This window comes from Kosakonia sp. HypNH10 (assembly GCF_029850615.1).
Lineage (GTDB): Bacteria > Pseudomonadota > Gammaproteobacteria > Enterobacterales > Enterobacteriaceae > Kosakonia > Kosakonia cowanii.
In genome coordinates this window covers 1097972-1120239 of sequence record NZ_JAOTIU010000001.1, presented here as the reverse complement: position 1 = coordinate 1120239, position 22268 = coordinate 1097972, and the positions used below count along the sequence as shown (strand labels likewise).

Annotated in this window: 24 protein-coding genes; 22 read left to right on the top strand and 2 right to left on the bottom strand. The window is 55.8% G+C overall.

The window, feature by feature from the left end:
- Window positions 1–188: 188 nt before the first annotated feature.
- Complete coding sequence (gene acpH / locus N7V53_RS05430) at window positions 189–770, bottom strand: ACP phosphodiesterase (RefSeq protein WP_279792538.1); 582 nt, start codon at window positions 768–770, stop codon at window positions 189–191.
- A 93-nt stretch (window positions 771–863) separates the two neighbouring features.
- On the opposite strand from acpH, the gene queA reads away from it, so the two are divergent.
- The 10 genes from queA (at window position 864) to N7V53_RS05380 (ending at window position 12112) form a co-directional block, all read left to right on the top strand.
- Window positions 864–1928: a tRNA preQ1(34) S-adenosylmethionine ribosyltransferase-isomerase QueA gene (gene queA, locus N7V53_RS05425; RefSeq protein ID WP_023481885.1), complete on the top strand. Its 1065-nt coding sequence runs from the start codon at window positions 864–866 to the stop codon at window positions 1926–1928.
- Window positions 1929–2086: 158 nt separating this feature from the next.
- A complete protein-coding gene (tgt, locus tag N7V53_RS05420; RefSeq protein ID WP_023481912.1) occupies window positions 2087–3214 on the top strand; it encodes a tRNA guanosine(34) transglycosylase Tgt in 1128 nt (375 codons plus the stop codon).
- 21 nt (window positions 3215–3235) lie between these two features.
- Window positions 3236–3568, top strand: a complete 333-nt coding sequence (gene yajC, locus N7V53_RS05415; RefSeq protein WP_023481946.1) for a preprotein translocase subunit YajC — start codon at window positions 3236–3238, stop codon at window positions 3566–3568.
- Between the two features lie 27 nt (window positions 3569–3595).
- On the top strand, window positions 3596–5443 hold the full coding sequence (gene secD, locus N7V53_RS05410) for a protein translocase subunit SecD (RefSeq protein ID WP_279792534.1): 1848 nt from the start codon (window positions 3596–3598) through the stop codon (window positions 5441–5443).
- A 10-nt stretch (window positions 5444–5453) separates the two neighbouring features.
- Entirely contained in the window at window positions 5454–6425 is a 972-nt protein-coding gene (gene secF, locus N7V53_RS05405) for a protein translocase subunit SecF (protein ID WP_023481942.1), read from the top strand.
- A gap of 232 nt (window positions 6426–6657) precedes the next feature.
- Window positions 6658–7263 carry a response regulator gene (locus N7V53_RS05400; RefSeq protein ID WP_279792533.1) on the top strand — a complete coding sequence of 202 codons (606 nt, stop codon included), beginning with the start codon at window positions 6658–6660 and terminating at the stop codon, window positions 7261–7263.
- A 14-nt stretch (window positions 7264–7277) separates the two neighbouring features.
- Window positions 7278–7997, top strand: coding sequence for an Hpt domain-containing protein (locus tag N7V53_RS05395; RefSeq protein WP_279792532.1), 720 nt, complete (start codon window positions 7278–7280; stop codon window positions 7995–7997).
- Between the two features lie 291 nt (window positions 7998–8288).
- A complete protein-coding gene (locus N7V53_RS05390) occupies window positions 8289–9401 on the top strand; it encodes an ATP-binding protein (protein ID WP_279792531.1) in 1113 nt (370 codons plus the stop codon).
- Window positions 9402–9569: 168 nt separating this feature from the next.
- Window positions 9570–11138 (top strand): glycosyl hydrolase family 18 protein, encoded by a 1569-nt coding sequence (locus tag N7V53_RS05385; RefSeq protein ID WP_279792530.1) that lies wholly within the window; start codon window positions 9570–9572, stop codon window positions 11136–11138.
- A gap of 197 nt (window positions 11139–11335) precedes the next feature.
- Complete coding sequence (locus N7V53_RS05380) at window positions 11336–12112, top strand: lytic polysaccharide monooxygenase (protein ID WP_279792528.1); 777 nt, start codon at window positions 11336–11338, stop codon at window positions 12110–12112.
- Between the two features lie 96 nt (window positions 12113–12208).
- Here N7V53_RS05380 and N7V53_RS05375 read toward each other — a convergent pair whose 3' ends face one another.
- The gene (locus N7V53_RS05375) at window positions 12209–12892 is read right to left on the bottom strand and encodes a response regulator transcription factor (RefSeq protein WP_034814117.1); all 684 of its coding nucleotides are present in this window, start codon (window positions 12890–12892) and stop codon (window positions 12209–12211) included.
- 233 nt (window positions 12893–13125) lie between these two features.
- On the opposite strand from N7V53_RS05375, the gene gspG reads away from it, so the two are divergent.
- Genes gspG through N7V53_RS05315 form a run of 12 tightly spaced genes read left to right on the top strand, consistent with a single transcriptional unit; the run spans window position 13126 to window position 22264 of the window.
- Window positions 13126–13548, top strand: coding sequence for a type II secretion system major pseudopilin GspG (gene gspG, locus N7V53_RS05370; RefSeq protein WP_023481896.1), 423 nt, complete (start codon window positions 13126–13128; stop codon window positions 13546–13548).
- A 14-nt stretch (window positions 13549–13562) separates the two neighbouring features.
- Entirely contained in the window at window positions 13563–14018 is a 456-nt protein-coding gene (locus tag N7V53_RS05365; RefSeq protein ID WP_279792527.1) for a transglycosylase SLT domain-containing protein, read from the top strand.
- The gene (locus N7V53_RS05360; protein ID WP_279792526.1) at window positions 14006–15184 is read left to right on the top strand and encodes a type II secretion system F family protein; all 1179 of its coding nucleotides are present in this window, start codon (window positions 14006–14008) and stop codon (window positions 15182–15184) included. Before N7V53_RS05365 ends, N7V53_RS05360 begins: the two co-directional genes overlap by 13 nt.
- Window positions 15184–16821: a GspE/PulE family protein gene (locus N7V53_RS05355; protein ID WP_279792524.1), complete on the top strand. Its 1638-nt coding sequence runs from the start codon at window positions 15184–15186 to the stop codon at window positions 16819–16821. The genes N7V53_RS05360 and N7V53_RS05355 overlap by 1 nt, the downstream gene beginning before the upstream one ends.
- Window positions 16799–17485, top strand: a complete 687-nt coding sequence (locus tag N7V53_RS05350; RefSeq protein ID WP_279792523.1) for a hypothetical protein — start codon at window positions 16799–16801, stop codon at window positions 17483–17485. Before N7V53_RS05355 ends, N7V53_RS05350 begins: the two co-directional genes overlap by 23 nt.
- 2 nt (window positions 17486–17487) lie before the next feature.
- Window positions 17488–18012, top strand: a complete 525-nt coding sequence (locus N7V53_RS05345; RefSeq protein WP_279792522.1) for a hypothetical protein — start codon at window positions 17488–17490, stop codon at window positions 18010–18012.
- 8 nt (window positions 18013–18020) lie between these two features.
- Complete coding sequence (locus N7V53_RS05340; RefSeq protein WP_023481910.1) at window positions 18021–18569, top strand: hypothetical protein; 549 nt, start codon at window positions 18021–18023, stop codon at window positions 18567–18569.
- Window positions 18566–19084, top strand: a complete 519-nt coding sequence (locus tag N7V53_RS05335) for a hypothetical protein (RefSeq protein WP_279792519.1) — start codon at window positions 18566–18568, stop codon at window positions 19082–19084. Before N7V53_RS05340 ends, N7V53_RS05335 begins: the two co-directional genes overlap by 4 nt.
- Window positions 19081–20946 (top strand): secretin N-terminal domain-containing protein, encoded by a 1866-nt coding sequence (locus tag N7V53_RS05330; protein WP_279792518.1) that lies wholly within the window; start codon window positions 19081–19083, stop codon window positions 20944–20946. Before N7V53_RS05335 ends, N7V53_RS05330 begins: the two co-directional genes overlap by 4 nt.
- Entirely contained in the window at window positions 20946–21419 is a 474-nt protein-coding gene (locus tag N7V53_RS05325; protein ID WP_023481933.1) for a type II secretion system protein, read from the top strand. The genes N7V53_RS05330 and N7V53_RS05325 overlap by 1 nt, the downstream gene beginning before the upstream one ends.
- The gene (locus tag N7V53_RS05320) at window positions 21406–21762 is read left to right on the top strand and encodes a prepilin-type N-terminal cleavage/methylation domain-containing protein (protein ID WP_023481897.1); all 357 of its coding nucleotides are present in this window, start codon (window positions 21406–21408) and stop codon (window positions 21760–21762) included. The genes N7V53_RS05325 and N7V53_RS05320 overlap by 14 nt, the downstream gene beginning before the upstream one ends.
- Entirely contained in the window at window positions 21749–22264 is a 516-nt protein-coding gene (locus N7V53_RS05315; protein ID WP_279792513.1) for a hypothetical protein, read from the top strand. The genes N7V53_RS05320 and N7V53_RS05315 overlap by 14 nt, the downstream gene beginning before the upstream one ends.
- The last annotated feature ends 4 nt before the right edge of the window (window positions 22265–22268 follow it).

Sequence of the window (22268 nt, the reverse complement as noted above, 5' to 3'; positions counted from 1 at the left end):
GGCGATGCAGACCGCACTCAACCCGTAGGCCGGATAAGGCGCGAGCCGCCATCCGGCGATGCAGACCGCACTCAACCCGTAGGCCGGATAAGGCGCGAGCCGCCATCCGGCAATGCAGACCGCACTCAACCCGTAGGCCGGATAAGCGTTAGCGCCATCCGGCAATGCCATGCCAAACGTGACTGCGTTTACAACGTACCTGCACGTGCCTGTGCCATCATGCGTGGGTAAAACGCCCAGAACTGCGTCTCCAGCGCCTGATAATTGGCATCAAGGTCCTGCCATGAGTCGCGCAACGCATCGAGCCGCGGGCGGCGGCTCGCCATGCCGTTGAGCACATTCTGAATAAACGCCATCTCGCCGTAGCGCTCCATCCAGCGCTCCGACCATAAGTAATTGTTCAGATTCACAAAACGCGGCGGCGAATCGGGCAGAATGGTCGCCACCTGCGAATGGGCGTAGCGGATAAAATCCACCAGTTCAATATCGGGCGAAACCTTTGCCCAGTGGCGCGAGAGAAAGTGATCCCACATCACATCAAGCGTGATGGGCGCGACCCGCCGCGTTTCGGGGCGAAACCACTCGCGGGCGACTTTCACCTCCGGCAGGTTGTCGGTCAGCACATCAATACGGCGATGCATATGGATCCCCGCCACCACCTCCGGTGCGTAGAGGTTTTCCGGATTGCCGCGAACAAAATCCGCCAGCAGGTTACCGGCAAGGGAGCTGTTCGCCAGGTGAGCAAGGTGCAGGTGCGCTAAAAAATTCATCTCTATTATTTATCCAAAAGCGGCTAACGGTTGCAGCGAAGGGGCGTGGGCACTAGACTACCCGCCTCTTATTTTATGTCTCGAGTCAGTGTCATGCGCGTTACCGATTTCTCCTTTGAGTTACCCGAATCCCTGATTGCCCACTATCCACAGCCTGAGCGCAGCAGCTGTCGCTTACTGTCGCTGGATGGCCCAACAGGCGCGCTGACGCACGGTACTTTCACCGATCTGCTCGATAAGCTCAACCCGGGCGACCTGCTGGTGTTCAACAACACCCGCGTGATTCCGGCGCGTCTTTTCGGGCGTAAAGCCAGCGGCGGCAAGATTGAAGTGCTGGTTGAGCGCATGCTCGACGACAAACGTATTCTGGCACATATTCGCGCCTCGAAAGCGCCGAAGCCGGGGGCCGAGCTGCTGCTGGGCGACGCGGAAGATATTCAGGCTACCATGGTCGCCCGCCACGACGCGCTGTTTGAAGTGGAATTCCACGATGAGCGCCCGGTGCTCGATATTCTCAACGCCATCGGCCATATGCCGCTGCCGCCCTATATCGATCGCCCGGATGAAGACGCTGACCGCGAACTCTATCAAACGGTCTATAGCCAGAAGCCTGGTGCCGTTGCCGCGCCGACCGCAGGCCTGCATTTTGATGAGCCGCTGCTGGAGCGCCTGCGCAATAAAGGCATTGAGATGGCGTTTGTCACGCTGCACGTTGGTGCCGGGACCTTCCAGCCGGTGCGCGTTGACAGCATCGAAGATCACATCATGCACTCCGAATATGCCGAAGTACCGCAAGAGGTGGTTGATGCGGTGCTGGCGGCAAAAGCGCGCGGCAACCGCGTAGTCGCAGTCGGCACGACCTCCGTGCGATCGCTGGAGAGCGCCGCGCAGGCGGCAAAAGAGGCGATGATCGAACCCTTCTTCGGTGACACGCAGATCTTTATCTATCCAGGCTATCAATACAAAGTGATTGATGCGCTGGTCACCAACTTCCACCTGCCGGAATCGACGCTGATCATGCTGGTCTCTGCATTTGCCGGGTATCAACACACCATGAATGCGTACCGTGCCGCAGTTGCTGAAAAATATCGCTTTTTTAGTTACGGGGACGCGATGTTTATCACGTACAATCCGCAAGCGATTTTAGAGCGCCCTTAACAGGGCTATTTTATTTGCCCTTCTGGACCCGGGCAGTGCCCGCGTCCAGAGTGGCTGCGCCAATAACGCCTTGCGTGCGGATTGGCCAATTCGAGGTTGTGGAGTGAATCCGCAACAGAGAGTAATCATCAGACTGTCTATCTGGTGTTGGAGAAAAGATGAAATTCGAACTGGATACCACCGACGGACGCGCCCGCCGCGGCCGGTTGGTGTTTGAGCGCGGCGTGGTTGAAACCCCGGCGTTTATGCCTGTTGGCACCTACGGCACCGTAAAAGGGATGACCCCGGAAGAGGTCGAAGCCACCGGCGCGCAGATCATTCTGGGTAACACCTTCCACCTGTGGCTGCGCCCGGGGCAGGAGATCATGAAGCTGCACGGCGATCTCCATGACTTTATGCAGTGGAAAGGGCCAATCCTCACCGATTCCGGCGGCTTCCAGGTGTTCAGCCTCGGCGATATCCGCAAAATCACCGAAGCGGGCGTTCACTTCCGTAACCCAATCAACGGCGATCCGATCTTCCTCGATCCGGAAAAATCGATGGAGATTCAGTACGATCTCGGCTCCGATATCGTAATGATCTTTGACGAGTGTACGCCGTACCCGGCGGACTGGGATTACGCAAAACGCTCGATGGAGATGTCTCTGCGCTGGGCGAAACGCAGCCGCGACCGCTTTGACGGTCTGGGCAACAAAAACGCGCTGTTCGGCATTATTCAGGGCAGTGTTTACGAAGATTTACGCGATATCTCCGTCAAAGGTCTGGTAGAGATAGGCTTTGATGGCTACGCTGTCGGCGGTCTTGCTGTGGGCGAACCGAAAGAGGATATGCACCGCATTCTGGAGCATGTCTGTCCGCAGATCCCCGCAGATAAACCGCGTTACCTGATGGGCGTAGGTAAACCGGAAGATCTGGTCGAAGGCGTGCGTCGCGGCATTGATATGTTCGACTGCGTCATGCCGACGCGTAATGCGCGTAACGGCCATCTGTTCGTGACCAACGGCGTGGTGAAAATTCGTAACGCAAAATATAAAAGCGACACCAGCCCGCTCGATGCCGAGTGTGATTGCTACACCTGTCGCAATTATTCGCTCGCCTACTTGCATCATCTCGATCGTTGCAACGAAATACTGGGCGCGCGTCTCAATACCATTCATAACCTGCGCTACTATCAGCGCTTAATGGCTGGTTTACGCAAGGCTATTGAAGAGGGTAAATTAGAGAGCTTCGTAGCAGATTTTTACCAGCGTCAGGGTCGACCGGTTCCACCTTTGAACGTTGATTAATTTAATAATGAGGGAATTTGAATGAGCTTTTTTATTTCTGACGCGGTAGCGGCAGCAGGCGCACCGTCACAGGGCAGCCCGATGTCTCTGATCCTGATGCTGGTTGTATTTGGTCTGATTTTCTACTTCATGATCCTGCGCCCGCAGCAAAAACGTACCAAAGAGCATAAAAAGCTAATGGACTCCATCGCGAAAGGCGATGAAGTGCTGACCAACGGTGGTCTGGTTGGGCGCGTAACCAAAGTAGCGGAAACCGGCTACATTGCTATCGCACTGAACGACACCACTGAAGTGGTAATCAAACGTGACTTCGTAGCTGCCGTTCTGCCGAAAGGCACCATGAAGGCGCTGTAATTTTCGTTTTTCCCAAAGGGAACTGCCGTGTTAAACCGTTATCCTTTGTGGAAGTACATCATGCTGGTCGTCGTCCTTATCGTCGGCCTGCTTTACGCACTTCCCAACCTCTATGGTGAGGATCCGGCTGTTCAGATCTCTGGCGCGCGCGGTGTCGCCGCCAGCGAACAAACTCTGATCCAGGTCCGGAACGAACTAACAAAAGAAAAGATCAGCTGGAAATCTGTGGCGATGGAAGAGGGCACGGTACTTGCTCGCTTTGAATCGACCGACACCCAGCTGCGCGCCCGCGAAGTCCTGCTCAGCGTATTAGGCGACAAGTATGTTGTCGCGCTCAACCTCGCACCGGCAACGCCTCGCTGGCTCTCCCTCCTGAAAGCGGAACCGATGAAACTCGGCCTCGACTTGCGTGGCGGGGTTCACTTCCTGATGGAAGTGGATATGCAAACGGCGCTGGGCAAATTGCAGGAACAGAATATCGACAGCCTGCGCAGCGATCTGCGGGAAAAAGGCATTCCTTACTCCACCGTGCGTAAGGAAGATAACTATGGTCTTAGCATTCAGTTCCGCGACAGCGCGGCGCGCGATCAGGCGAATACCTACCTGACCGGCCGTCATCGCGATCTCGTCTTCTCTAATCAGGGCGATAACGTGCTGCGCGTGGTGATGAGCGATGCGCGCCTGAGCGAAGCCCGTGAATATGCTGTTCAGCAGAACATCAATATCCTGCGTAACCGTGTCAACCAGCTTGGCGTTGCCGAGCCGCTGGTGCAGCGCCAGGGCGCTGACCGCATTGTGGTTGAACTGCCGGGTATTCAGGATACGGCGCGCGCGAAAGAGATCCTTGGCGCGACCGCAACGCTTGAGTTCCGTCTGGTTAACACCAATGTCGATGCTTCCGCTGCGGCAAATGGTCGTATTCCGGGTGATTCCGAAGTGAAAGAGACACGTGATGGGCGGCCAGTTGTGCTCTACAAACGCGTGATCCTCACCGGCGACCACATTACCGACTCAACCTCAAGTATGGATGAGTACAACGTGCCGCAGGTGAACATTTCACTGGATAGCGCGGGCGGTAACATCATGTCCAACTTCACCAAGGACAACATCAATAAACCGATGGCGACCCTGTTCGTGGAGTATAAAGACAGCGGTAAGAAAGACGCCAACGGTCGCGCGGTGCTGGTGAAGCAGGAAGAGGTGATCAACATCGCCAATATCCAGTCTCGCCTTGGTAACAGCTTCCGTATTACCGGTATCGAAAACGCCAACGAAGCACGTCAGCTTTCACTGCTGCTGCGCGCGGGTGCGTTGATTGCGCCGATTCAGATCGTGGAAGAGCGTACCATCGGTCCAACCCTCGGGGCGCAGAACATCACTCAGGGTCTGGAAGCGTGTCTGGCTGGTCTGGCGGTGTCGATCATCTTCATGCTCTTCTTCTATAAGAAGTTTGGCCTGATCGCGACTTCTGCGCTGCTGGCGAACCTGGTGCTGATTGTCGGCATTATGTCCCTGTTGCCGGGTGCAACACTGACCATGCCGGGGATTGCGGGGATCGTGCTAACCCTTGCGGTAGCGGTGGATGCTAACGTACTGATAAACGAACGTATCAAAGAAGAGCTGAGCAACGGGCGATCCGTACAGCAGGCGATTCACGAAGGTTATCAGGGCGCGTTCTCGTCCATTTTCGATGCCAACATCACCACGTTGATCAAAGTACTTATCCTTTACGCGGTCGGTACTGGCTCAATCAAAGGCTTTGCAATCACCACCGGTATCGGTGTGGCGACGTCCATGTTCACCGCTATTGTCGGTACCCGTGCCATCGTCAACCTGTTGTACGGCGGCAAACGCATTAACAAGCTGTCTATCTGAGGAGTGCGTTGTGGCACAGGATTATACTGTTGAACAATTGAACCATGGCCGTAAAGTCTGGGACTTTATGCGCTGGGACAACTGGGCTTTTATCATTTCCGGCGCGCTGCTGATCCTCTCCATCGTTGTGATGGGCGTTCGCGGCTTTAACTGGGGCCTGGATTTTACCGGCGGTACGGTCATTGAGATCTCGCTGGAGAAACCGGCGGATATGGACGTCATGCGCGAAGCGCTGGAGAAAGCGGGCTTCCAGGATCCGCTGCTGCAGAACTTCGGCAGCAGCCGCGACATCATGGTTCGCATGCCGCCCGCGCAGAGCGATAACGGCGGGCAGCTGCTGGGCAGCAAAGTGGTTAGCGTGATTAACGAAGCGACCAGCCAGAATGCCGCCGTGAAGCGTATTGAGTTCGTCGGCCCGAGCGTGGGCGCGGATCTGGCACAAACCGGCGGCATGGCGCTGCTGGTGGCGCTGATCAGCATCCTTGTCTATGTCGGTTTCCGTTTCGAATGGCGTCTGGCGGCGGGTGTGGTTATCGCGCTGGCGCACGACGTCATCATTACCATGGGCGTGCTGTCGCTGTTCCAGATCGAGGTTGATCTGACCATCGTGGCATCGCTGATGTCGGTGATCGGTTACTCGCTCAACGACAGTATCGTGGTATCGGACCGTATCCGTGAGAACTTCCGTAAGATCCGTCGCGGTACGCCGTATGAGATCTTCAACATCTCACTGACGCAGACGCTGCATCGTACTTTGATTACCTCCGGCACAACGCTGGTGGTGATCCTGATGCTCTATCTCTTCGGCGGCGCGATGCTGAAAGGCTTCTCGCTGACGATGCTGATCGGTGTCTCAATCGGTACGGCTTCTTCCATCTATGTTGCTTCAGCGCTGGCGCTGAAACTTGGGATGAAGCGCGAGCATCTCCTGCAGCAGAAAGTGGAAAAAGAGGGGGCGGATCAGCCCTCGATTCTGCCGTAACAAACGAGCAATAATAAAAAACCGCAGCGTAACGTTGCGGTTTTTTTTGCCTGAAATATACATAGTGTTTATTGGTTAATTATTTTTATTTGTTATTTATATTGGTTCTGCAATTTTATTCATTTCTCTCGCGCTATTACTAATAAATATTCAACCTGCACCGGGAGGTTTTTGTTAGAGTAGCCGCCACTCTCGTAACAACGATGCCAACTCAACATCCGTAAGCATGGTAATGGAAAAAAAGATCCTGATAGCAGACGATCACCCTATCTATTTAATGGGGCTGCGCGCATTACTCTCACCGCTTGCCGGGCAATATCATATTGTTGACGAGGCGCTCACCACCGATGACGTAATAAGCAAACTCGAGAGTTTTGATATCGATATTCTGATTACCGATTTCAGTATGCCAGGGGATAAATATAACGATGGCCTCGCGCTTATCCAGCTAATTAAACGGCGCTGGCCCACACTGATGATTATTGTGGTGACAATGATCAACAACCCCGGTATTGAACGCGCGTTACGGCAGCTCGGCGTGCATGCCGTGCTCAGCAAAGCAGGTCTCTCAACGGAGCTCGTGCATTTTATCAAAGGCGTTACCGGCACAGTTGCGCCCGGCAAACCAACCGCCCCGACAGGCATCAGCCTGACGCCAAAAGAGAGCGAAGTGTTGCGTCTGCTGCTGCGCGGCTTAACGATAAGCGATATCAGCACCCGCCTTAACCGCACCAAACAGACCGTTAGCGCACAAAAGAAGAGCGCAATGCGCAAGCTCGGCGTCACCTCCGAATATGAGCTCTACCAACAGTTGCAACAGCTTGGGCTGGCCAGCTGATCGCCGACATAAAGATGACAAAGCCAGCAAACCTGCTCGTCACTTTTAACGCCTCGCAACAGCGGCTATTAACCCGGCAGTGCCGGGCGGATGTTCTTAATAAGATCGACGTCATGGATAGCGAATCCGCCCTCTGCGCGCTGCGCCGCCAGCGCTGGAACGCCTTAGTCATTGATTTAACCCATCAACCCACTCCGGGCCTGATGCTTATCGACAGGGTGCTGGCGGCCGGGCTGATCGGCACCTTCGCGCCGCCAGCGTTACTGCTGGCCTGTAGCGCGACCCCGGAAACCTTAAATCCCTCTCTGCTGCGTCTTAACGGTTTTGACAGGCTTCTTCCTTTACCGATAACCGAAACGTTGGTCTGTAGCACGCCGCCGACGGCGAACCTCAGCGAGTTGAATGCACTGGCAGGCGGGCAGCAGGCGGTGGTTGATGCGATGATCCCGGTACTTATCCAGACCCTCAAGGATGATATCCATCACCTCGACAGCCTGCCTCCCCAGGCGTCGTTCACGGCAATCGCAGATATTGCCCACCGAATGAAATCCTCGTGGCATCTGCTGGGCATGAGCCATGCCAGACGGAGCTGCATCATTATGGAACGCCTGCCCGTGCTTCTGAATAACGGTGTCATAAGCACGCATGAGAGCGAAAAGATGCGCATCAATTTTATTTCCGTGCTGTTTGCGTCGCTTCGTCAATGTAGGAGGCTGTTACCCGCGCACTGTTAACGTGATGCTGACGGTTAAATAGCTCTCCCTGATCTTAATGGTGAACCTATTTAAGCGGAGCAGATGATGCGCAGCGATCCTTGTTCTCGCCTCTTATGGCTTACTTGCGTGCCGGGGCTGTTGTTCTTCTCTCTGCCTGCACGTGCCGCTCTTCCTGCGTGCTGGCATGATGCAGGTTTGCTGAGCGCCATATGTACGGGCGTGCTTCTCCTGCTGCTGTTTTACGGGCTCGCACAGCGCAGAAAGCGCAGGCACAACCTGCCGCACGATGAGACGGCAGCCGCAAATCTTATGAAAAACCACTTTCTCGCCATGGTAAGCCATGAAATCCGCACGCCGCTTAATGCGATTCTGGGCATTCTGGAGTTACAAATTAAACAGAATGCGCAGAGGCAACATGCCCAGCCGATGCTGGAAGTGGCGCACGACGCGGCAAAAGATCTGCTGTCGTTAGTCGGTGATGTTCTTGATATGTCGCGCATTGAGTCGGGTCATATGATCCTTGAGCCGTCTGCGCAGGAGTTAGTTAACCTCACCCGCGCCGTGGTGCTGCTTTTTGAAGAAGCGAGCGAACAGAAGCAGCTTGCTCTCCACTTTTCAGTTGTCGGCGGCGAGCGCTGCCCGGTGCTGATTGACCCCGGGCGTTATAAGCAGATCCTCTCCAACCTGGTGAGTAACGCCATTAAATTCACCCGCGAAGGGGAGATCCGCATTACGCTCTGCCACCACATAATGGATGCGCAGCAGGTTGCAATTTCGCTGACCGTCACCGATACCGGGCCGGGCATTGCGCCAGAACATCAGGCGCAGCTTTTTACCCCTTTTGCGCAGTTCGGCCCCTGTGAGGATCGCGCACAAAACGGTTCAGGCCTTGGCCTCGCCATCAGTCGGGCGCTATGCGAATTAATGGCGGGGGAACTCTCCCTTACCAGTACGCCAGGCGAAGGCACCCGCGTCACCCTGCAACTTACTTTACCGGCGTCTCCCGAGCCTTATCCTGCGCAGCGAAACCTGCCCGCGATACCGGTTACGGCCGCTGCGGGCAAGCGGGTGATGATTGTTGATGACTACCGGCCAAACCTGCTACTGCTGCGCCACCAGCTCGAACTGCTCGGCCACCAGGTGACAGAAGCACAAAGCGGAGAAGAGGCGCTGGCAAAATGGCATGCCGATAAACCGTTTGATTACATTTTGATGGATTGCAATATGCCACTGCTGGATGGCTTTCAGCTTGCGAAAACCATTCGTATTCAGGAGCAGCAACAGGCTATTCCCCGCGCGACGCTGTTGGGTTTTACCGCTCTTGCTCAGGCGGAAATCATTGAACAGTGCAAAAACTCCGGCATGGATGGCTGCTTATTTAAACCCTGTAGCCAGCAGGAGATCGCCAAATGGATAATATAAACGCCGGGCTAATTAGCGAATAAAAACCCGCATCTATTATTGCCAGGAATTTTCCTTGTTAATACCTCTCGCTTCTCAACCTGCAAAAGAGGGCGCTAATAGGATTATTAATGGCAGAGATTAATATGGAGGACAGAATAATTACTTACCCTGTAACAGGAGGTTACATTGAAAAAGCTCTCTTTAGCTGCCTTGATTGGCTCGGTATTGCTGACGCAATCGGTGTCAGCAGCTGAAAATAACCGCATCATGAGTTATCTGACATCCTGGGGTCTTCCACAGGATGCCGCGACCCAGTTAGAGAAGTCCAATGTTGATACTTTCTTCCTCTCTTTTGGCGGCTGGAATCAGAATGGAGATATCTCCTCCTCTGACAACATCGTTACGCCTGCTGAGTATGACCCTTATTGGCTCTCTCCCTCCTATACCTCCTGGACACAGGCCAAGCTGGCTGCGCCATCTAAACGTATGCTGGTGGCTTTCGGTGGCGAGACCTATGAAAGAATGTGGGGCTATCTCGGGGATCCGGCGAGCCGCGAAAAGATTGCGCAGGGGCTGGTTAAACTGCTGAAAACCGACTTCCCGGTTTACAAAAAGGATATGAAGCCGGAAGAGATGGTGGGCGGCTGTTTAAGCGCCAACTGGGATAAAACCTGCAATATGGCCAGCTTCCAGAAAGCCGGCACGGTTCAACTGGATGGCATTGATTTCGACTATGAAAAAGTGGCGCGCCTGACGCTGCAGGAGAACGTAAACCTGCTTATCCTGGCGAAACGCGTCAAGGAGCTGCTTGGGCCGAACAGCGGTAAAGTGTTGAGCCTGACTACCTATCACGTCGGGGCCGATCCAGAAGCCTGCTCCAGACCGTCGGTGATGGAAAACTGCTCGTTTATTGAAGATGCCCGTTCCACCCATCACGGCGAAGTGATATGGCTGCTCACCGCCGGGCGCGATGTATTCGACTTCTTTAATGTCATGACTTATGACGCCGGTCCACGTTTCCGCTATGACGTCGCAATGGCTAACTATGCGCGTGCGGTGGGCGACAAGAAGAAGGTTATTCTCGGCAACACCATTAACTCCCAGTGGGGGCCGGAAGGCCGCTATGTTGAATCAAAAGAGAATAATTTGAAGCGTGCTGCCTGGCAGGCAGAGCAGGGATACGGCGGTGTCTTCGTCTGGGCGCTCGGCTCCAATAATGTGCAGATGAGTTTCCCTGATCAGGTGAGCTACATCAACGAGATGAAGCAGGCGGCGGGTGGTGACGTACCGCAGGTGGAGAATCACATTCCCGTGGCGAAAGCCGTTTATCCGCAAACGGTGACCGGTGCCGACACCGTGGTGCTTGATGGCTCCGCCTCAACGGATCCGGAGGGCGCAGCGCTAAGCTGGAGCTGGACGCAGGTTTCTGGCCCCCATGTGACGCTGAATAATGCTAACCAGCAGAAAGCGAGCTTTACGCTCAATGCGCCGGAGCAGGAGAGCACGCTGGTCTTCAACCTGACGGTAAACGATGGTGAGCATGACTCCCTGCCGTTGACGTTGACCATCAAGCACGTTCCGGAGGAGGGTAGCGTCACAAACCCGGATAACCCCGCCGCTGCTGATGAGTGGAAGAGCGATAAGATTTATGTTGGCGGTGATAAAGTCTCGTGGAAAGGGCTTGAATATAAAGCACGTTGGTGGACACGTGGTAATGAACCAGGCACGAATGAAGTGTGGCAAGTAGTTGAGTAAGTTCTAGTTGAGTTAATCTTTTTGATGTTTTAGCCGCAATATTTTTATTGCGGCTTTTTTTTATTTATTCTCGCTGGGAATTTTCCTCGATTTATTGCGCAGCATCTGAAGAGATAAAAGAAGGTTGATATTACTGTTGGGGCAATAAGTGATTAATTTAACGCCGTGGATTTATTTCGCTAATAAACGGAGTAGGTATGAATTATTCAAAAATAGGCCTGGCAGTTATTACATTATGTATGGCCGGCGGTGCGCTGGCGCATGGCTATGTCTCTCTCCCGGCGTCACGCGCGTATATGTGTAATGCCAATATGGGCTATCAAAATAAAGAGTGCGGTAGCGGCCCGCTGTATGAGATGCAAAGCGTTGAGGGGCCTGATGGTTTTCCTGCGGCCAGTAAAGGGCCTGCGGATGGTCATCTCGCCAGCGCGGGATTAGCCTCAATGGGGCGGCTGGATGAGCAGAATGAAACGCGTTGGGCGAAGCACCCCATTAACGCAGGTAAACATGCTTTCACCTGGACCTATACCGCACCGCACAAAACTAAATCGTGGGACTACTACCTGACGAAAAGCGACTGGGATCCCGCGAAGCCGCTGACGCGCGCCTCCTTTGAGGCAGAGCCTTTTTGTCATATCGAAGGGAAAAATATTCAGCCCAGCACCGGCCCGGATCTGCCGCATGAATGCACGGTTCCCGAGCGCGAAGGCTACCATGTGATCCTTGCAGCGTGGGATGTTGCTGATACGGGGGCTACCTTTTACAACGTGATTGATGTTGATTTCGGCGGTCATAACGCACCCGCGCCAGCACCGGACGAGGATCCCCAGAGCGATCTTCCGGCGCAGTGGCATAACGACACTGTCTATGTTGGCGGCGACAGGGTGACGTTTAACGGGAAGGAGTATCAGGCGCGCTGGTGGACGAAGGGTAACCTGCCGGGCGAGCATGAAGTCTGGAGCGAGGTGAAATAAGCGCAGCAGACAAAACAGGGCCATATAGCACGTAGATGGCCCTGTTTTATCACGCTTGCGCAGTGGCGGTGTAGAGTGAAATCGCTGGCCTTGCGGTTACATCGCGATATCAAACATTCGCGTCTGGAACAGCAGGCAGTAGAGCTGACAGTCGGTTCGCACATTCAGTTTCGCCATCGCCCGCAGTTTATGAGCGCTCACCGTTTTAATGCTGATATTCATACGTCTGGAGATGGTGGTTAATGAGAGACCACGGCAGAGCAGGCGTAATACTTCACTTTCGCGCGTTGATAACTCCTGCGGTGTAATGGCATCGCGGCGAAAAAGGGAGTCCATTAAGCCGCGCTCAATATAGACTTCGTCCATTAAGACAGTAGCCATAGCGCGCCATAATGTGCGTTCACTGGTATTACGGCTGATATACCCTTTGGCACCGGCTTCGAGGGCGATTCGAATAAGATTGGTGTTGTTGTACGGAGATAAGAAGATGATTTTTGTTTTGGGGTAACGGCCTGAAATCCATTTTACCAGCGCGATGCCATCTAATTCTGATAAGGGGCTTCCGGTTTTTATTGTTGTCAGCCCGTAGCCGAGGAAAAGAAGATCAACTTGTTTATTTGCGAGAATATTCAGCAGTTCTGTTTGTTCATGTGTGTCGCCGACAACCTCTATATCTAACCTCTCTGTATTGATATTACTGGCTTTCAGAGAGTTAATCATCGAGGTCATCCCCCGGCGTATTATCGTATGCTCATCGGCAATCAATATATTAATTGGCATTAATTATCCTCCCAACGTCCTGTAGGAATGAAGAGTACAAAAGCACCATACGGCGTTCCTGATGTTATTTCTATCTGACCAGTAAGAAAAATCAGCGGCCTTTTACCGAAAAGAGATTTCCGCGCGCGGGTAGAGCATTCTTTAATGCTGCGGGAGCAATCAGCTTTCGTCTCTTTTGCATCGGGGGAGAATAGCCACGGTGAACGGCAATTCTTTGAGTGAGCAACTGAATCATGAATTATCAACAACGCCTTAAGATTAATCAGCAGCAGGGTTTTACACTGCTCGAGCTGCTGGTGGTATTAATGATCATTGCGCTGCTGGCCGGCTTTGTTGGCCCGAAATTATTTTCCAATGTTGATCAGGCAAAAGAAAAAACCGCGTTACGCCAGATGCACGCCTTTGCGGATGCATTAACGCAATATCGGCTCGATACCGGTAGTTATCCTTCAGAAGCCGAGGGGTTAAATGTGCTGGTCGAGAAGCCCGATAACGTCAATAACTGGAACGGCCCCTATCTGGCGCAAAAAATTCCTCATGATCCATGGGGTAAAGCCTATCAGTGGCACAACCCGAGCCGACAATCGCAAAGCGTATTCGAAGTGGATATTTCTACCACCGATAATAATGGCAAGGCCATTGTCTACGGCTTTTGATAATGATTCGGCTAGTGCTGGTACTCACCCTGCTGGCGGGGCATAGCGCGCAAGCCCATTGCTGGCAACGTGCGGGCGCGCGTTACGGTATTGAGCCAGCATTATTAAAAGCGATCGCTGTGATTGAATCGGGCTTATCGCCGACGGTGGTGCACAAAAACCGTAATGGCTCCACGGATGTCGGCTTAATGCAGATTAACAGCCAGCATTTCGCACAGCTCAAGCAATATCACATCACCGCGCGCTCGCTTATTACTAACCCTTGCCAAAACGTAATAACGGGTGCCTGGGTGCTGGCCGGGCAAATTCGCCAGTTTGGTTATAACTGGGAAGCGGTTGGCGCCTATAACGCCGGGAACGCCCGTAACAAGAAAACCCATTTAGCACGCCTGCGCTATAGCCAGAAAGTGGCGCGTATTTATCAGGGGCTGAAAAGGAACGAGAAGGAGTTCGCGGCATGGGAAAAATGAGCACCTGGGAAGTGACCTATTTAGAAAAGGGTAAACGCAAAAAAATCCGCACCCAGGCCGATACGCCCATTTCAGCCAGACACCAGTTACAGCAGGCAGGTTATGTGGTGCTGCGCGTGGCACAACAGGCGCAGCACCCGGCAAAGCGCGTCTCGCTGACGCTCTTTACGCAGGAGCTGATGGCGCTGCTGGATGCCGGGCTGGTGGTGACCGAAGCGATCGAGACCCTCTGCGCCTGCTCCAGCGATGAACAGGCGCTGGAGATGCTGGAAGGGCTGCTGGAGAAGCTCTACGCCGGAAGCCAGTTATCGCAGGCGATGGCCGCCCAACCCGATATCTTCCCGCCGCTATTAGTTAACACCGTCGCCTCCTCTGAACAAACCGGCCAACTGGCCAACGCGCTGAAACGCTACCACTTCTATGAACAGCGCCTTGAGCAACTGCGCAAACGCATTCGCGGCACTTTAACCTACCCGCTGATTGTGCTGACGGTCGGCGGGCTGATTGTCTGTTTCCTGCTGGGCTTTATCGTGCCGAGCTTTTCCCAGGTGTTTGAAGGGGTGAACACGCTCAGCCGCAGCGCTGAGCTGATTTTATGGTGGGGGCAACTGGTCAAGCAGTCGGGGCCGGAGCTACTGATGGGCACCATCGTCACCATTGGCGCATTGATTTTGGTGTGTAAACAGAGCTGGACCAGACAGCAACTGATGAGAGCCGCGATGAAAATCCCCCAGCTTCGCCAGCAGCAGTTTCTCACCATTCTGGTGCGTTTCTATCGCACCCTCGGGCTGCTGCTAGATGGCGGCGTCCCGGTTACCCACGCGTTACGCCTCGCTCAGTCGGTGATCCCGGTCAGCCACCACTCACAGCTCAACACCGTGGTAGAGCATGTGATGGCGGGCAAGAGCGTTTCGGAGTCGCTGGAGAGCCAGCATTTAACCACCCCGGTGGCGATGCGTTTACTGCAAGTGGGCGAGCGCAGCGGGGAGTTAGCCGGGATGTGCGAGCGCATCGCCAGCTTTTATGACGAGGCGCTGGAGCGCGCCATCGACACCTTCACCCGCGTGTTTGAGCCGTTACTGATGATGATCGTCGGCGGCATTGTCGGGCTGGTGGTGTTTCTCCTCTATATGCCCATTTTTGAGATGGCCGGGAGTATGTCCTGATGATGTCGCAGCCGGAAGTTTCCGCCCTGGTTGATAACCTGCTGGCGGTTGATGAAGCCCAGCGCAGCGAGGCGTTTGAAAAGCTGGTTGACGCCGAGCCTGCCGCGCTGCCCGCGCTTGCTGACGCCCTCGGCATCGCCCTCTTTGCGCCGGAGGCCGAAGATGAGGTCACCGTCGATTTTCAGCATATCCCCCTCAATGAGGCGCTTTCGATGCATGTCCTTCCGGTGTGCTGGCGCGACCAGCACTGGTTGCTGCTGAGCGATCCCTTTTCGCTGGCGCTGCGTCAGTGGGCGCAGCGGCTGCCGGTTACCCTTGCTATCGCCTCGCCCGGCTGGTTACGCGAGCAGCTGGAAGCGCTGACCCGCCAGCAGCGCACGCTCGATCAGCTAGAGCAGCAGGCGAACGAAGAGGGCGAAGATGAGGTGATCCTTGAGATCACCCCCGGCAATATCGCCAGTGAAAGCAACCCGATTATCAAACTGGTTAACGCCACGCTCTATGATGCGATCCAGAGCCGCGCCAGCGATATCCACCTTAGCGCCGCGCCGGATGGCCTGGCGGTCAAATACCGCGTTGATGGCGTTATCCACGCCATCCGTCACTGCCCGGGCATTCAGGCGTCCGGCCAGATTATTTCGCGTATTAAAGTGCTGAGCAGCATGGATATTTCCGAGCGGCGTATCCCGCAGGATGGCCGCTTCAAGGCGATGATCCACCAGCGACCGGTCGATTTTCGCGTCTCGGTGGTGCCGGGTATTCATGGTGAAGATGCCGTGTTGCGCGTGCTCGACAAGTCTCACAGCAGCACGCTGAGCCTCGAGACGCTGGGTTTTGACGACCATACGCTGCGCGAGATCCGCCTGTTAACCCATCAGCCGCACGGCATGGTGCTGGTCACCGGGCCGACCGGCAGCGGTAAATCGACCACCCTTTACGCGGCGCTGAGCGAGCTGAACACCGGCGACAATAAGATCATCACCATTGAAGATCCGGTGGAGTATCAGCTTAACGATGTGCTGCAAATTCCCGTCAATGACAAAAAAGGGCTGACCTTTGCCCGCGGCCTGCGCGCGATTTTGCGTCACGATCCGGACACCATTCTGGTCGGCGAGATCCGCGACAGCGAAACTGCCGGCATCGCCGTACAGGCTGCGCTCACCGGCCACCTGGTGCTCTCCTCCGTACACGCCAACGATGTCTTCAGCGTGCTGGAGCGTTTTCTCTATATGAACGTCGATGCCAACAGCCTGCTCTCCGCGCTGCGCGGGGTGCTGGCGCAGCGGCTGGTGCGCGGCATCTGCCCGCAGTGCCTGGAGGAGGCGCAGCCGAGCGAACAGGATCTTCACCAGTGGCAGCAGAGCGCGCTCCATACGCTCACACCCGTGTGGCGTAAAGGGCGCGGCTGCCCGGCCTGCCGGCAGAGCGGGTTTCGCGGACGGCTGGCGCTGGCGGAAGTTTTGCCGTTCAGCGACAGGATGAAAGAGGCGCTCCAGATGCGGGCCTCGGTGCGCCAGATGCGCGAAATCGCTTTAGCAGAAGGCTTTGTCCCGCTGCATAACGTTGCCATTCGCGCGGTGCTGGAGGGCAAAACCACTTTTTCGGAGATCAACCGTGTTATCACTCCTCCCGCCTGAGTTGCAGTGCGACATTCATCCGCAGCGGCTGGTGCTGCGCCGGGGCAACCGGGTGCTCGGCGAACAAGCGTTAACCGCACAGACCGCGCTGGATGAGGCGCTCGATCAGTTGTTAAGCGCCCACAACCTGGCGATGCCCTGGTGGGGAAAGCTCAGTTTCTGCCTGAGCAGCAGCCGGATTCACTACTTTACCGTCCCCTGGCAGCCCGGGCTGAGCACGCCGGAGGAGTTACGCAGCTTCGCCGCCACCGAGGCCGCCAGGCAACCTTTCTGGCGCAACGTTCTGGCGTGTAAAACCGCCTTTATTTCGGTGCAGTTCGGCGCAACGGCGCTGGCGGCGGCCATTGATGAAGCGCTCTGGCAGACCTTACTGCTCACCGCCCATAAATGGAAACTGCGTGTGGGCGGTATTCATGTCGCGCTGCACCAAAAGCTTCGCGCATGGCGCGGCGCACTTCCCGCCGATGCGCTCTTCTGTCTGCGTGATGAGCAGTCGACGATCTTTGTCTCGCGCCAGCGCGGAGAGTGGCAGCAGGCGTGGTGTCTGCACAATGACGCGGGCGTGAACGCGCAGCAGCAGGTTGCCCAGACCGCGCGGCTGATGGGGCTGGACAACGCCGTTCCGCACTACTTTCTCAACAATATTGATGCCGTGGGGGAGTGAGAATGTTTTCCATATCGGCTTTTAAAGGCTGGGCCGCTCCCTGTTTTCACTATCGTCCACGCGCAGCCTTGCCGGTAATGGTGGTTGTGCTGCTGCTGACCGGCGGGCTGCTGCTGGCGAGTATGAACGATTATCAACGGCGCGACGCGCTACAGCGCCAGCATCAACACCTGCTGGAGACGGTGGCGAAGCGGGATGAGATTGTCCGTGGTCTGTCGGCGCGCATGAAAAAACATCAGCCGGACGCCAGAGCCGCCATGCAGGTGGTGGCGATGCTGAACCCGCTGGCGAAATTACTCCTGCCCGATGTGGCGATCATGAACGTCAGCGTTGAGCCGGAGAAAAAAGTGGTGCGGCTGCAGGTAAAAGCGATGTCGCTTGAGGCGCTGCTCGATTTCAGCACCCGTCTGGAGGCGATCCCGGCGCGGGTTGAGCTACAAAACCACACGCCGTCAAAGGAGCTCAGCCAGAAATGGGCGGTCAACGCCACGCTGATAGTCATCTATCCCAATAACCCCCGGCTCTGAGTGAATATATGAGATTCTCCCTCTCTTTACCCTGGCTACGCTGGTCGCTGGCCTCTCTGGTGGAAAAAACGGGCAGGGTGCCGCTGCTGGCGGCGCTCGTACCGCTGCTGATGGTCGGTTACTGGCAGTGTGCCCTTGCCCCGGAAAACCGCCTGCTGCTCAGTGAAAATGCGCAGCTGGAGCTGCAATTAGATAAACCGCTGGCGCTCTCGCCGCAGCCTGACAATAGCGCGGCTCTTTTACAGCGCACGCTGAATGATACCGAGTATCAGCAGGTGAAAGCGGTCTTCGACATTTTTCAGCAGAACCACCTGCAGGTTGACGGCAGCCGCTATCAATTCGGCAAAAACGGCAAAGGGCGTCAACGCGCTCTGGCGCTGACCATTCCGCTACAGGGCGAGTGGAAAAACCTGACGCGATCCCTCATCACCATGAGTAAAAGTCTGATCTTTCATGTCGACAGGCTCGCCATCAGCCGCGCCAGCCCGGAGAGCGGCCATCTGCTGATCACATTGCAGTTAACGCTGAGCCTGGCATCGGGTCTGGAGGCGTCATGAAGCTGCCGCGATATCTCAAACTCTTGCTGCTGTTGACCGCCGGGCTGCTTCTCTGGGTGCATCTCACCGACGAAGGTGCAGAAAACGGGCCTGAGATGAGCCAGGCTGCGCCAGATGAGATGCGGCCGCCGCGCCAGGCGAACCGCCCGCTACGCGTCGCGGATGATGCCAGCGCGATTGCCGATCTCTTCCCGGTCTATAACGCGCCGGTAACGAAAGCGGCCGCGCCCGCGCCGGTGGCAAAGGCGCAAAGCGTCACCTTTCCTTTTCGCGCGGTGGGGCTGTGGATCCGCAACGGCATGCGCATCGTCATCCTGACGGATGGCGCACGTAACTGGCTGCTCTGTGATGCCTGTCGTAAAGCGGGGTATATCCGGCCTGGCGGCCTGATCACGCCCGACTGGCGACTGCAGGCGATGGCGCAGGACAACCTGCTTTTTGAATCATTACCGGGGCATGAGCCGTACAGCATCAGCCTTAACTCTTTGACTACACAAGCCGTAACAACACAATGAAAAAACCGATTCTCACTATGGTATGTGCCCTTGCGCTGCTGACGGGCTGCGTAAGCAGCAAACCGGTTGCGCCGGAAGGTGCCACGCCCGTCAAGACGGCGTCGCTGCTTGATGCGTTGCAGCGTATCGATAGCCAGCTTAAAAACCACCCGCAGGACGTTGAGCTGCGAACGCAGCGGCAACTGCTGGTGACACAACTGGTGGAGGGCTATATCGCGACCGCCCGCCAGGCGGCGGCGAAAAATAACTATGTTGCAGCGAGCCGCGCGTGGGAAGCGGTGCTGCGCTATCAGCCGGGCCACTTTGTCGCGCAGCAGGGATTACAGAAAATCGACCGGTTGCGCGTGCTGGATAAGCTCTACCAACAGGCGCGGGCGCAGTATCAAACTGACCCGGAGCAGGCGCTAGCTAAAATCCAGCAGATCCTTGAAGAGTCGCCCGGCTGGCCGCAGGCGGCAGAGATGCGCGACCGTCTGATGCGTGAAATAGCCGTGCAGAATCAGCCGGAGAAGAAGATCAAGCGCGAGTTGCGCAAGCCCGTAAGCTTTACCTTCAGCAAACATAATCTGAAGGAGATCTTCGCCGCCATCGGCCAGATTACCGGCATCAATATCATCTACGATAAAGATGTCTCCGATGCGGCCACCGCCAGCCTGATCGCCCACGATACCAGCGCGGAGAACGCCCTCAATCTGCTGCTGCTCTCCAACCAGCTGCGTAAAAAGATCCTCAATGGCAACACGCTGTTGATCTATCCCGCCACGATGCAAAAAGAGAAGCTCTACCGCGATACGGTGGTGAAAACGGTCTTTCTTGGTTACGCCAAAGCGAAAGAGCTGAATGTGGCGCTGCGTAACTTGATTAAGCTGCGCGATGTCCATGTCGATGAGCGTACCAACTCGGTGACCTTTCGCGGCCCGCGTGAAAGCGTGGAAAAAGCCGAGCAGTTGTTGCTGACCCTCGACCGTCCGGAAGCGGAGGTGACGCTGGCGGTCGAAGTGCTGGAAGTGGACGCCAAAGATGTTGAATCCCTGGGTATCAACTTTCCCGGGCAGATTGGCATCGGCTTTAACGCTATTGAGTCCGGCAACAGCAACATCGCCATTAACGCCCTGAATAAAAATAATATGTTCGTCAATCTCGGCTCCGGCCAGGGGCTGAGCGCCAATATGCAGAAGATCCGCTCCCATGGTCGCGTGCTGGCTAACCCGCGCATCCGCGTGAAAAACAATAAAAAGGCGGTGGTAGAGATTGGCGAGCGCATCCCGGTGCTGACCAGCAGTATCTCCGAGGGCTTTTCGCAAGAGCAGGTGGAGTATCAGGATGTCGGCCTGAAACTGGAAGTCACGCCGGATATCAGCGTCGATAACACCATCTCAATGGATGTGAAGTTTAACCTCAGCACCATCGGCAGCGCCGAACACTCGAAAGATGGCGTCGCTTACTATCGTACCAACAACCGCGACGCGGCCACCGTGCTCAGCAGTCAGAATGGCGAGACGCAGATGCTGGCGGGGTTGATCAAAGAGAGTGACAGCACAGGGCTGAACGGTCTGCCGGGGCTGGCAGATCTGCCGCTGCTCGGCAAATTCTTCGGCAGCCATGAAAGCAACCATGAGCGGACGGAAGTGGTGCTGCTGATCACACCGACCATTGAGCGCAGCATTGACCTGCCGGGCTCCCATATCAACACCATTGAGATGGGCAGCGAAGATGCGCCTGGTGAAAGCGTCTACCTGCCGCCAGCCGCAGAGGAGTCGCTTGAAGCCTCGCACTTTGCGCCGCCGCCGCTGACGCCACCGGCCACCTTTCCGGCGCTGAAAAAAGTGCCGGCACCAACCCTTGCGAAAGGCAAGCAGTAATGGTGCAGCGCAACGGCTTTACGCTGATTGAGATGCTGGTATCGCTGGCGCTGCTCGCCACCCTTGCCAGCGCCGCGATCCCGATTTACCAGCGTCAGATCCAGCAGCGCAACGAGGAGGCGCTGCGCGTGGCGCTGCGCGAGATCCGTACCGCCCTCGATCGCTATGCGCAACTGAGCGAAGAGGGGATTATCGAAAAAGAGGCGGATATGTCGAACTGGCCGGTGTCGCTGAATCAGCTGGTGGATGGCGTGATCAATAAAAAGTCGGCCAACCGGGAGAAGATCTACCTGCTGCGCGCCATCCCGCGCGATCCCTTCTGTGACTGTGAAGGCAAGCCGAACAGCGAAACCTGGCGGCTGCGCGCCTCAACGCAGGCACCCGGCGAAAGCACCGGCGGGAAGGATATCTGGGATGTCAGCTCCACCAGCATGCAGCCCGGACTGAATGGAGTGCCGTATGCGCAGTGGTGAAAAGGGTTTTACGCTGATCGAGTTACTGGTGGTGATGGCGATTATCGCCACGCTGATGACGCTGGTCGCGCCGCGCTTTTTTAATCAAACCGAGCGCGCAAAAATTGTGGTGTTGCAGCATAACCGCAATGCCCTGCGCGCGGCGATTGCCGCCTGGCGTCACGATCGCCTGAGCGGGCCGGAGCAACTGGAGGAGTTGGTCGAGCAGGGATACCTGTTTGATATTCCGTTAGATCCCGTCACCCAGCGACGCGATAACTGGCAAGTGAAGCGTGATGAAAACGATCAGATTATCGATGTCACTTCGCCCTCCCTGCCGGAGCAGGAACATGCGCAGGAGTAAGATCTCAATAGAGGGCGGTTTCACCTACCTGTGGGTGCTGCTGATGCTCACTATGCTCTCGCTCTCCTTACTGAAAGAGACCCGCTCGCGCGAGGTGCACTTTCGCCAGCAGCAGGAGGAGGAGCTCTTTTTTCGCGGCGTGCAGATCCGCAATGCGATCCACAGTTATCAGAAAAACGGCAGCGGCTGCTTTCCGCTGGGCTTTGAGGATCTGCTGCAAGACAGCCGCGATAAAAAGCCCGTCGCGCATCTGCGCCAGTGGTTTGCCGATCCGCTCACCGGCTCGCGCGAATGGGGGATGAGCTATGACAAGCAGGGGCGCTGGGTGGGCGTCTTCAGCAAAGGCCGCGGTACGCCGCTGCGCCGCGAACTCTTCCCGCCTGAGATAAAGAACTTCAAACAGGCGGAGCGCTACGAACAGTGGATATTCAAAACCCCGGAGGTGCTCTCCGCACCGCTCCCTTCTGCCTGCCGCTCGCTGCTTAATAAACCGGAGCGATAAGCCT

Excerpts from the sequence above, each read along its gene's own strand:
- tgt (WP_023481912.1), top strand. The coding sequence starts at position 2,087 with ATGAAATTCGAACTGGATACCACCGACGGACGCGCCCGCCGCGGCCGG.
- N7V53_RS05395 (WP_279792532.1), top strand. The coding sequence starts at position 7,278 with ATGACAAAGCCAGCAAACCTGCTCGTCACTTTTAACGCCTCGCAACAG.
- N7V53_RS05355 (WP_279792524.1), top strand. The coding sequence starts at position 15,184 with ATGATGTCGCAGCCGGAAGTTTCCGCCCTGGTTGATAACCTGCTGGCG.
- N7V53_RS05315 (WP_279792513.1), top strand. The coding sequence starts at position 21,749 with ATGCGCAGGAGTAAGATCTCAATAGAGGGCGGTTTCACCTACCTGTGG.
- acpH (WP_279792538.1), bottom strand. The coding sequence starts at position 770 with ATGAATTTTTTAGCGCACCTGCACCTTGCTCACCTGGCGAACAGCTCC.
- N7V53_RS05325 (WP_023481933.1), top strand. The coding sequence starts at position 20,946 with ATGGTGCAGCGCAACGGCTTTACGCTGATTGAGATGCTGGTATCGCTG.
- queA (WP_023481885.1), top strand. The coding sequence starts at position 864 with ATGCGCGTTACCGATTTCTCCTTTGAGTTACCCGAATCCCTGATTGCC.
- N7V53_RS05360 (WP_279792526.1), top strand. The coding sequence starts at position 14,006 with ATGGGAAAAATGAGCACCTGGGAAGTGACCTATTTAGAAAAGGGTAAA.
- gspG (WP_023481896.1), top strand. The coding sequence starts at position 13,126 with ATGAATTATCAACAACGCCTTAAGATTAATCAGCAGCAGGGTTTTACA.
- N7V53_RS05320 (WP_023481897.1), top strand. The coding sequence starts at position 21,406 with ATGCGCAGTGGTGAAAAGGGTTTTACGCTGATCGAGTTACTGGTGGTG.
- N7V53_RS05345 (WP_279792522.1), top strand. The coding sequence starts at position 17,488 with ATGTTTTCCATATCGGCTTTTAAAGGCTGGGCCGCTCCCTGTTTTCAC.
- N7V53_RS05340 (WP_023481910.1), top strand. The coding sequence starts at position 18,021 with ATGAGATTCTCCCTCTCTTTACCCTGGCTACGCTGGTCGCTGGCCTCT.
- N7V53_RS05375 (WP_034814117.1), bottom strand. The coding sequence starts at position 12,892 with ATGCCAATTAATATATTGATTGCCGATGAGCATACGATAATACGCCGG.
- N7V53_RS05330 (WP_279792518.1), top strand. The coding sequence starts at position 19,081 with ATGAAAAAACCGATTCTCACTATGGTATGTGCCCTTGCGCTGCTGACG.
- N7V53_RS05390 (WP_279792531.1), top strand. The coding sequence starts at position 8,289 with ATGAAAAACCACTTTCTCGCCATGGTAAGCCATGAAATCCGCACGCCG.
- N7V53_RS05335 (WP_279792519.1), top strand. The coding sequence starts at position 18,566 with ATGAAGCTGCCGCGATATCTCAAACTCTTGCTGCTGTTGACCGCCGGG.
- N7V53_RS05380 (WP_279792528.1), top strand. The coding sequence starts at position 11,336 with ATGAATTATTCAAAAATAGGCCTGGCAGTTATTACATTATGTATGGCC.
- N7V53_RS05400 (WP_279792533.1), top strand. The coding sequence starts at position 6,658 with ATGGAAAAAAAGATCCTGATAGCAGACGATCACCCTATCTATTTAATG.
- yajC (WP_023481946.1), top strand. The coding sequence starts at position 3,236 with ATGAGCTTTTTTATTTCTGACGCGGTAGCGGCAGCAGGCGCACCGTCA.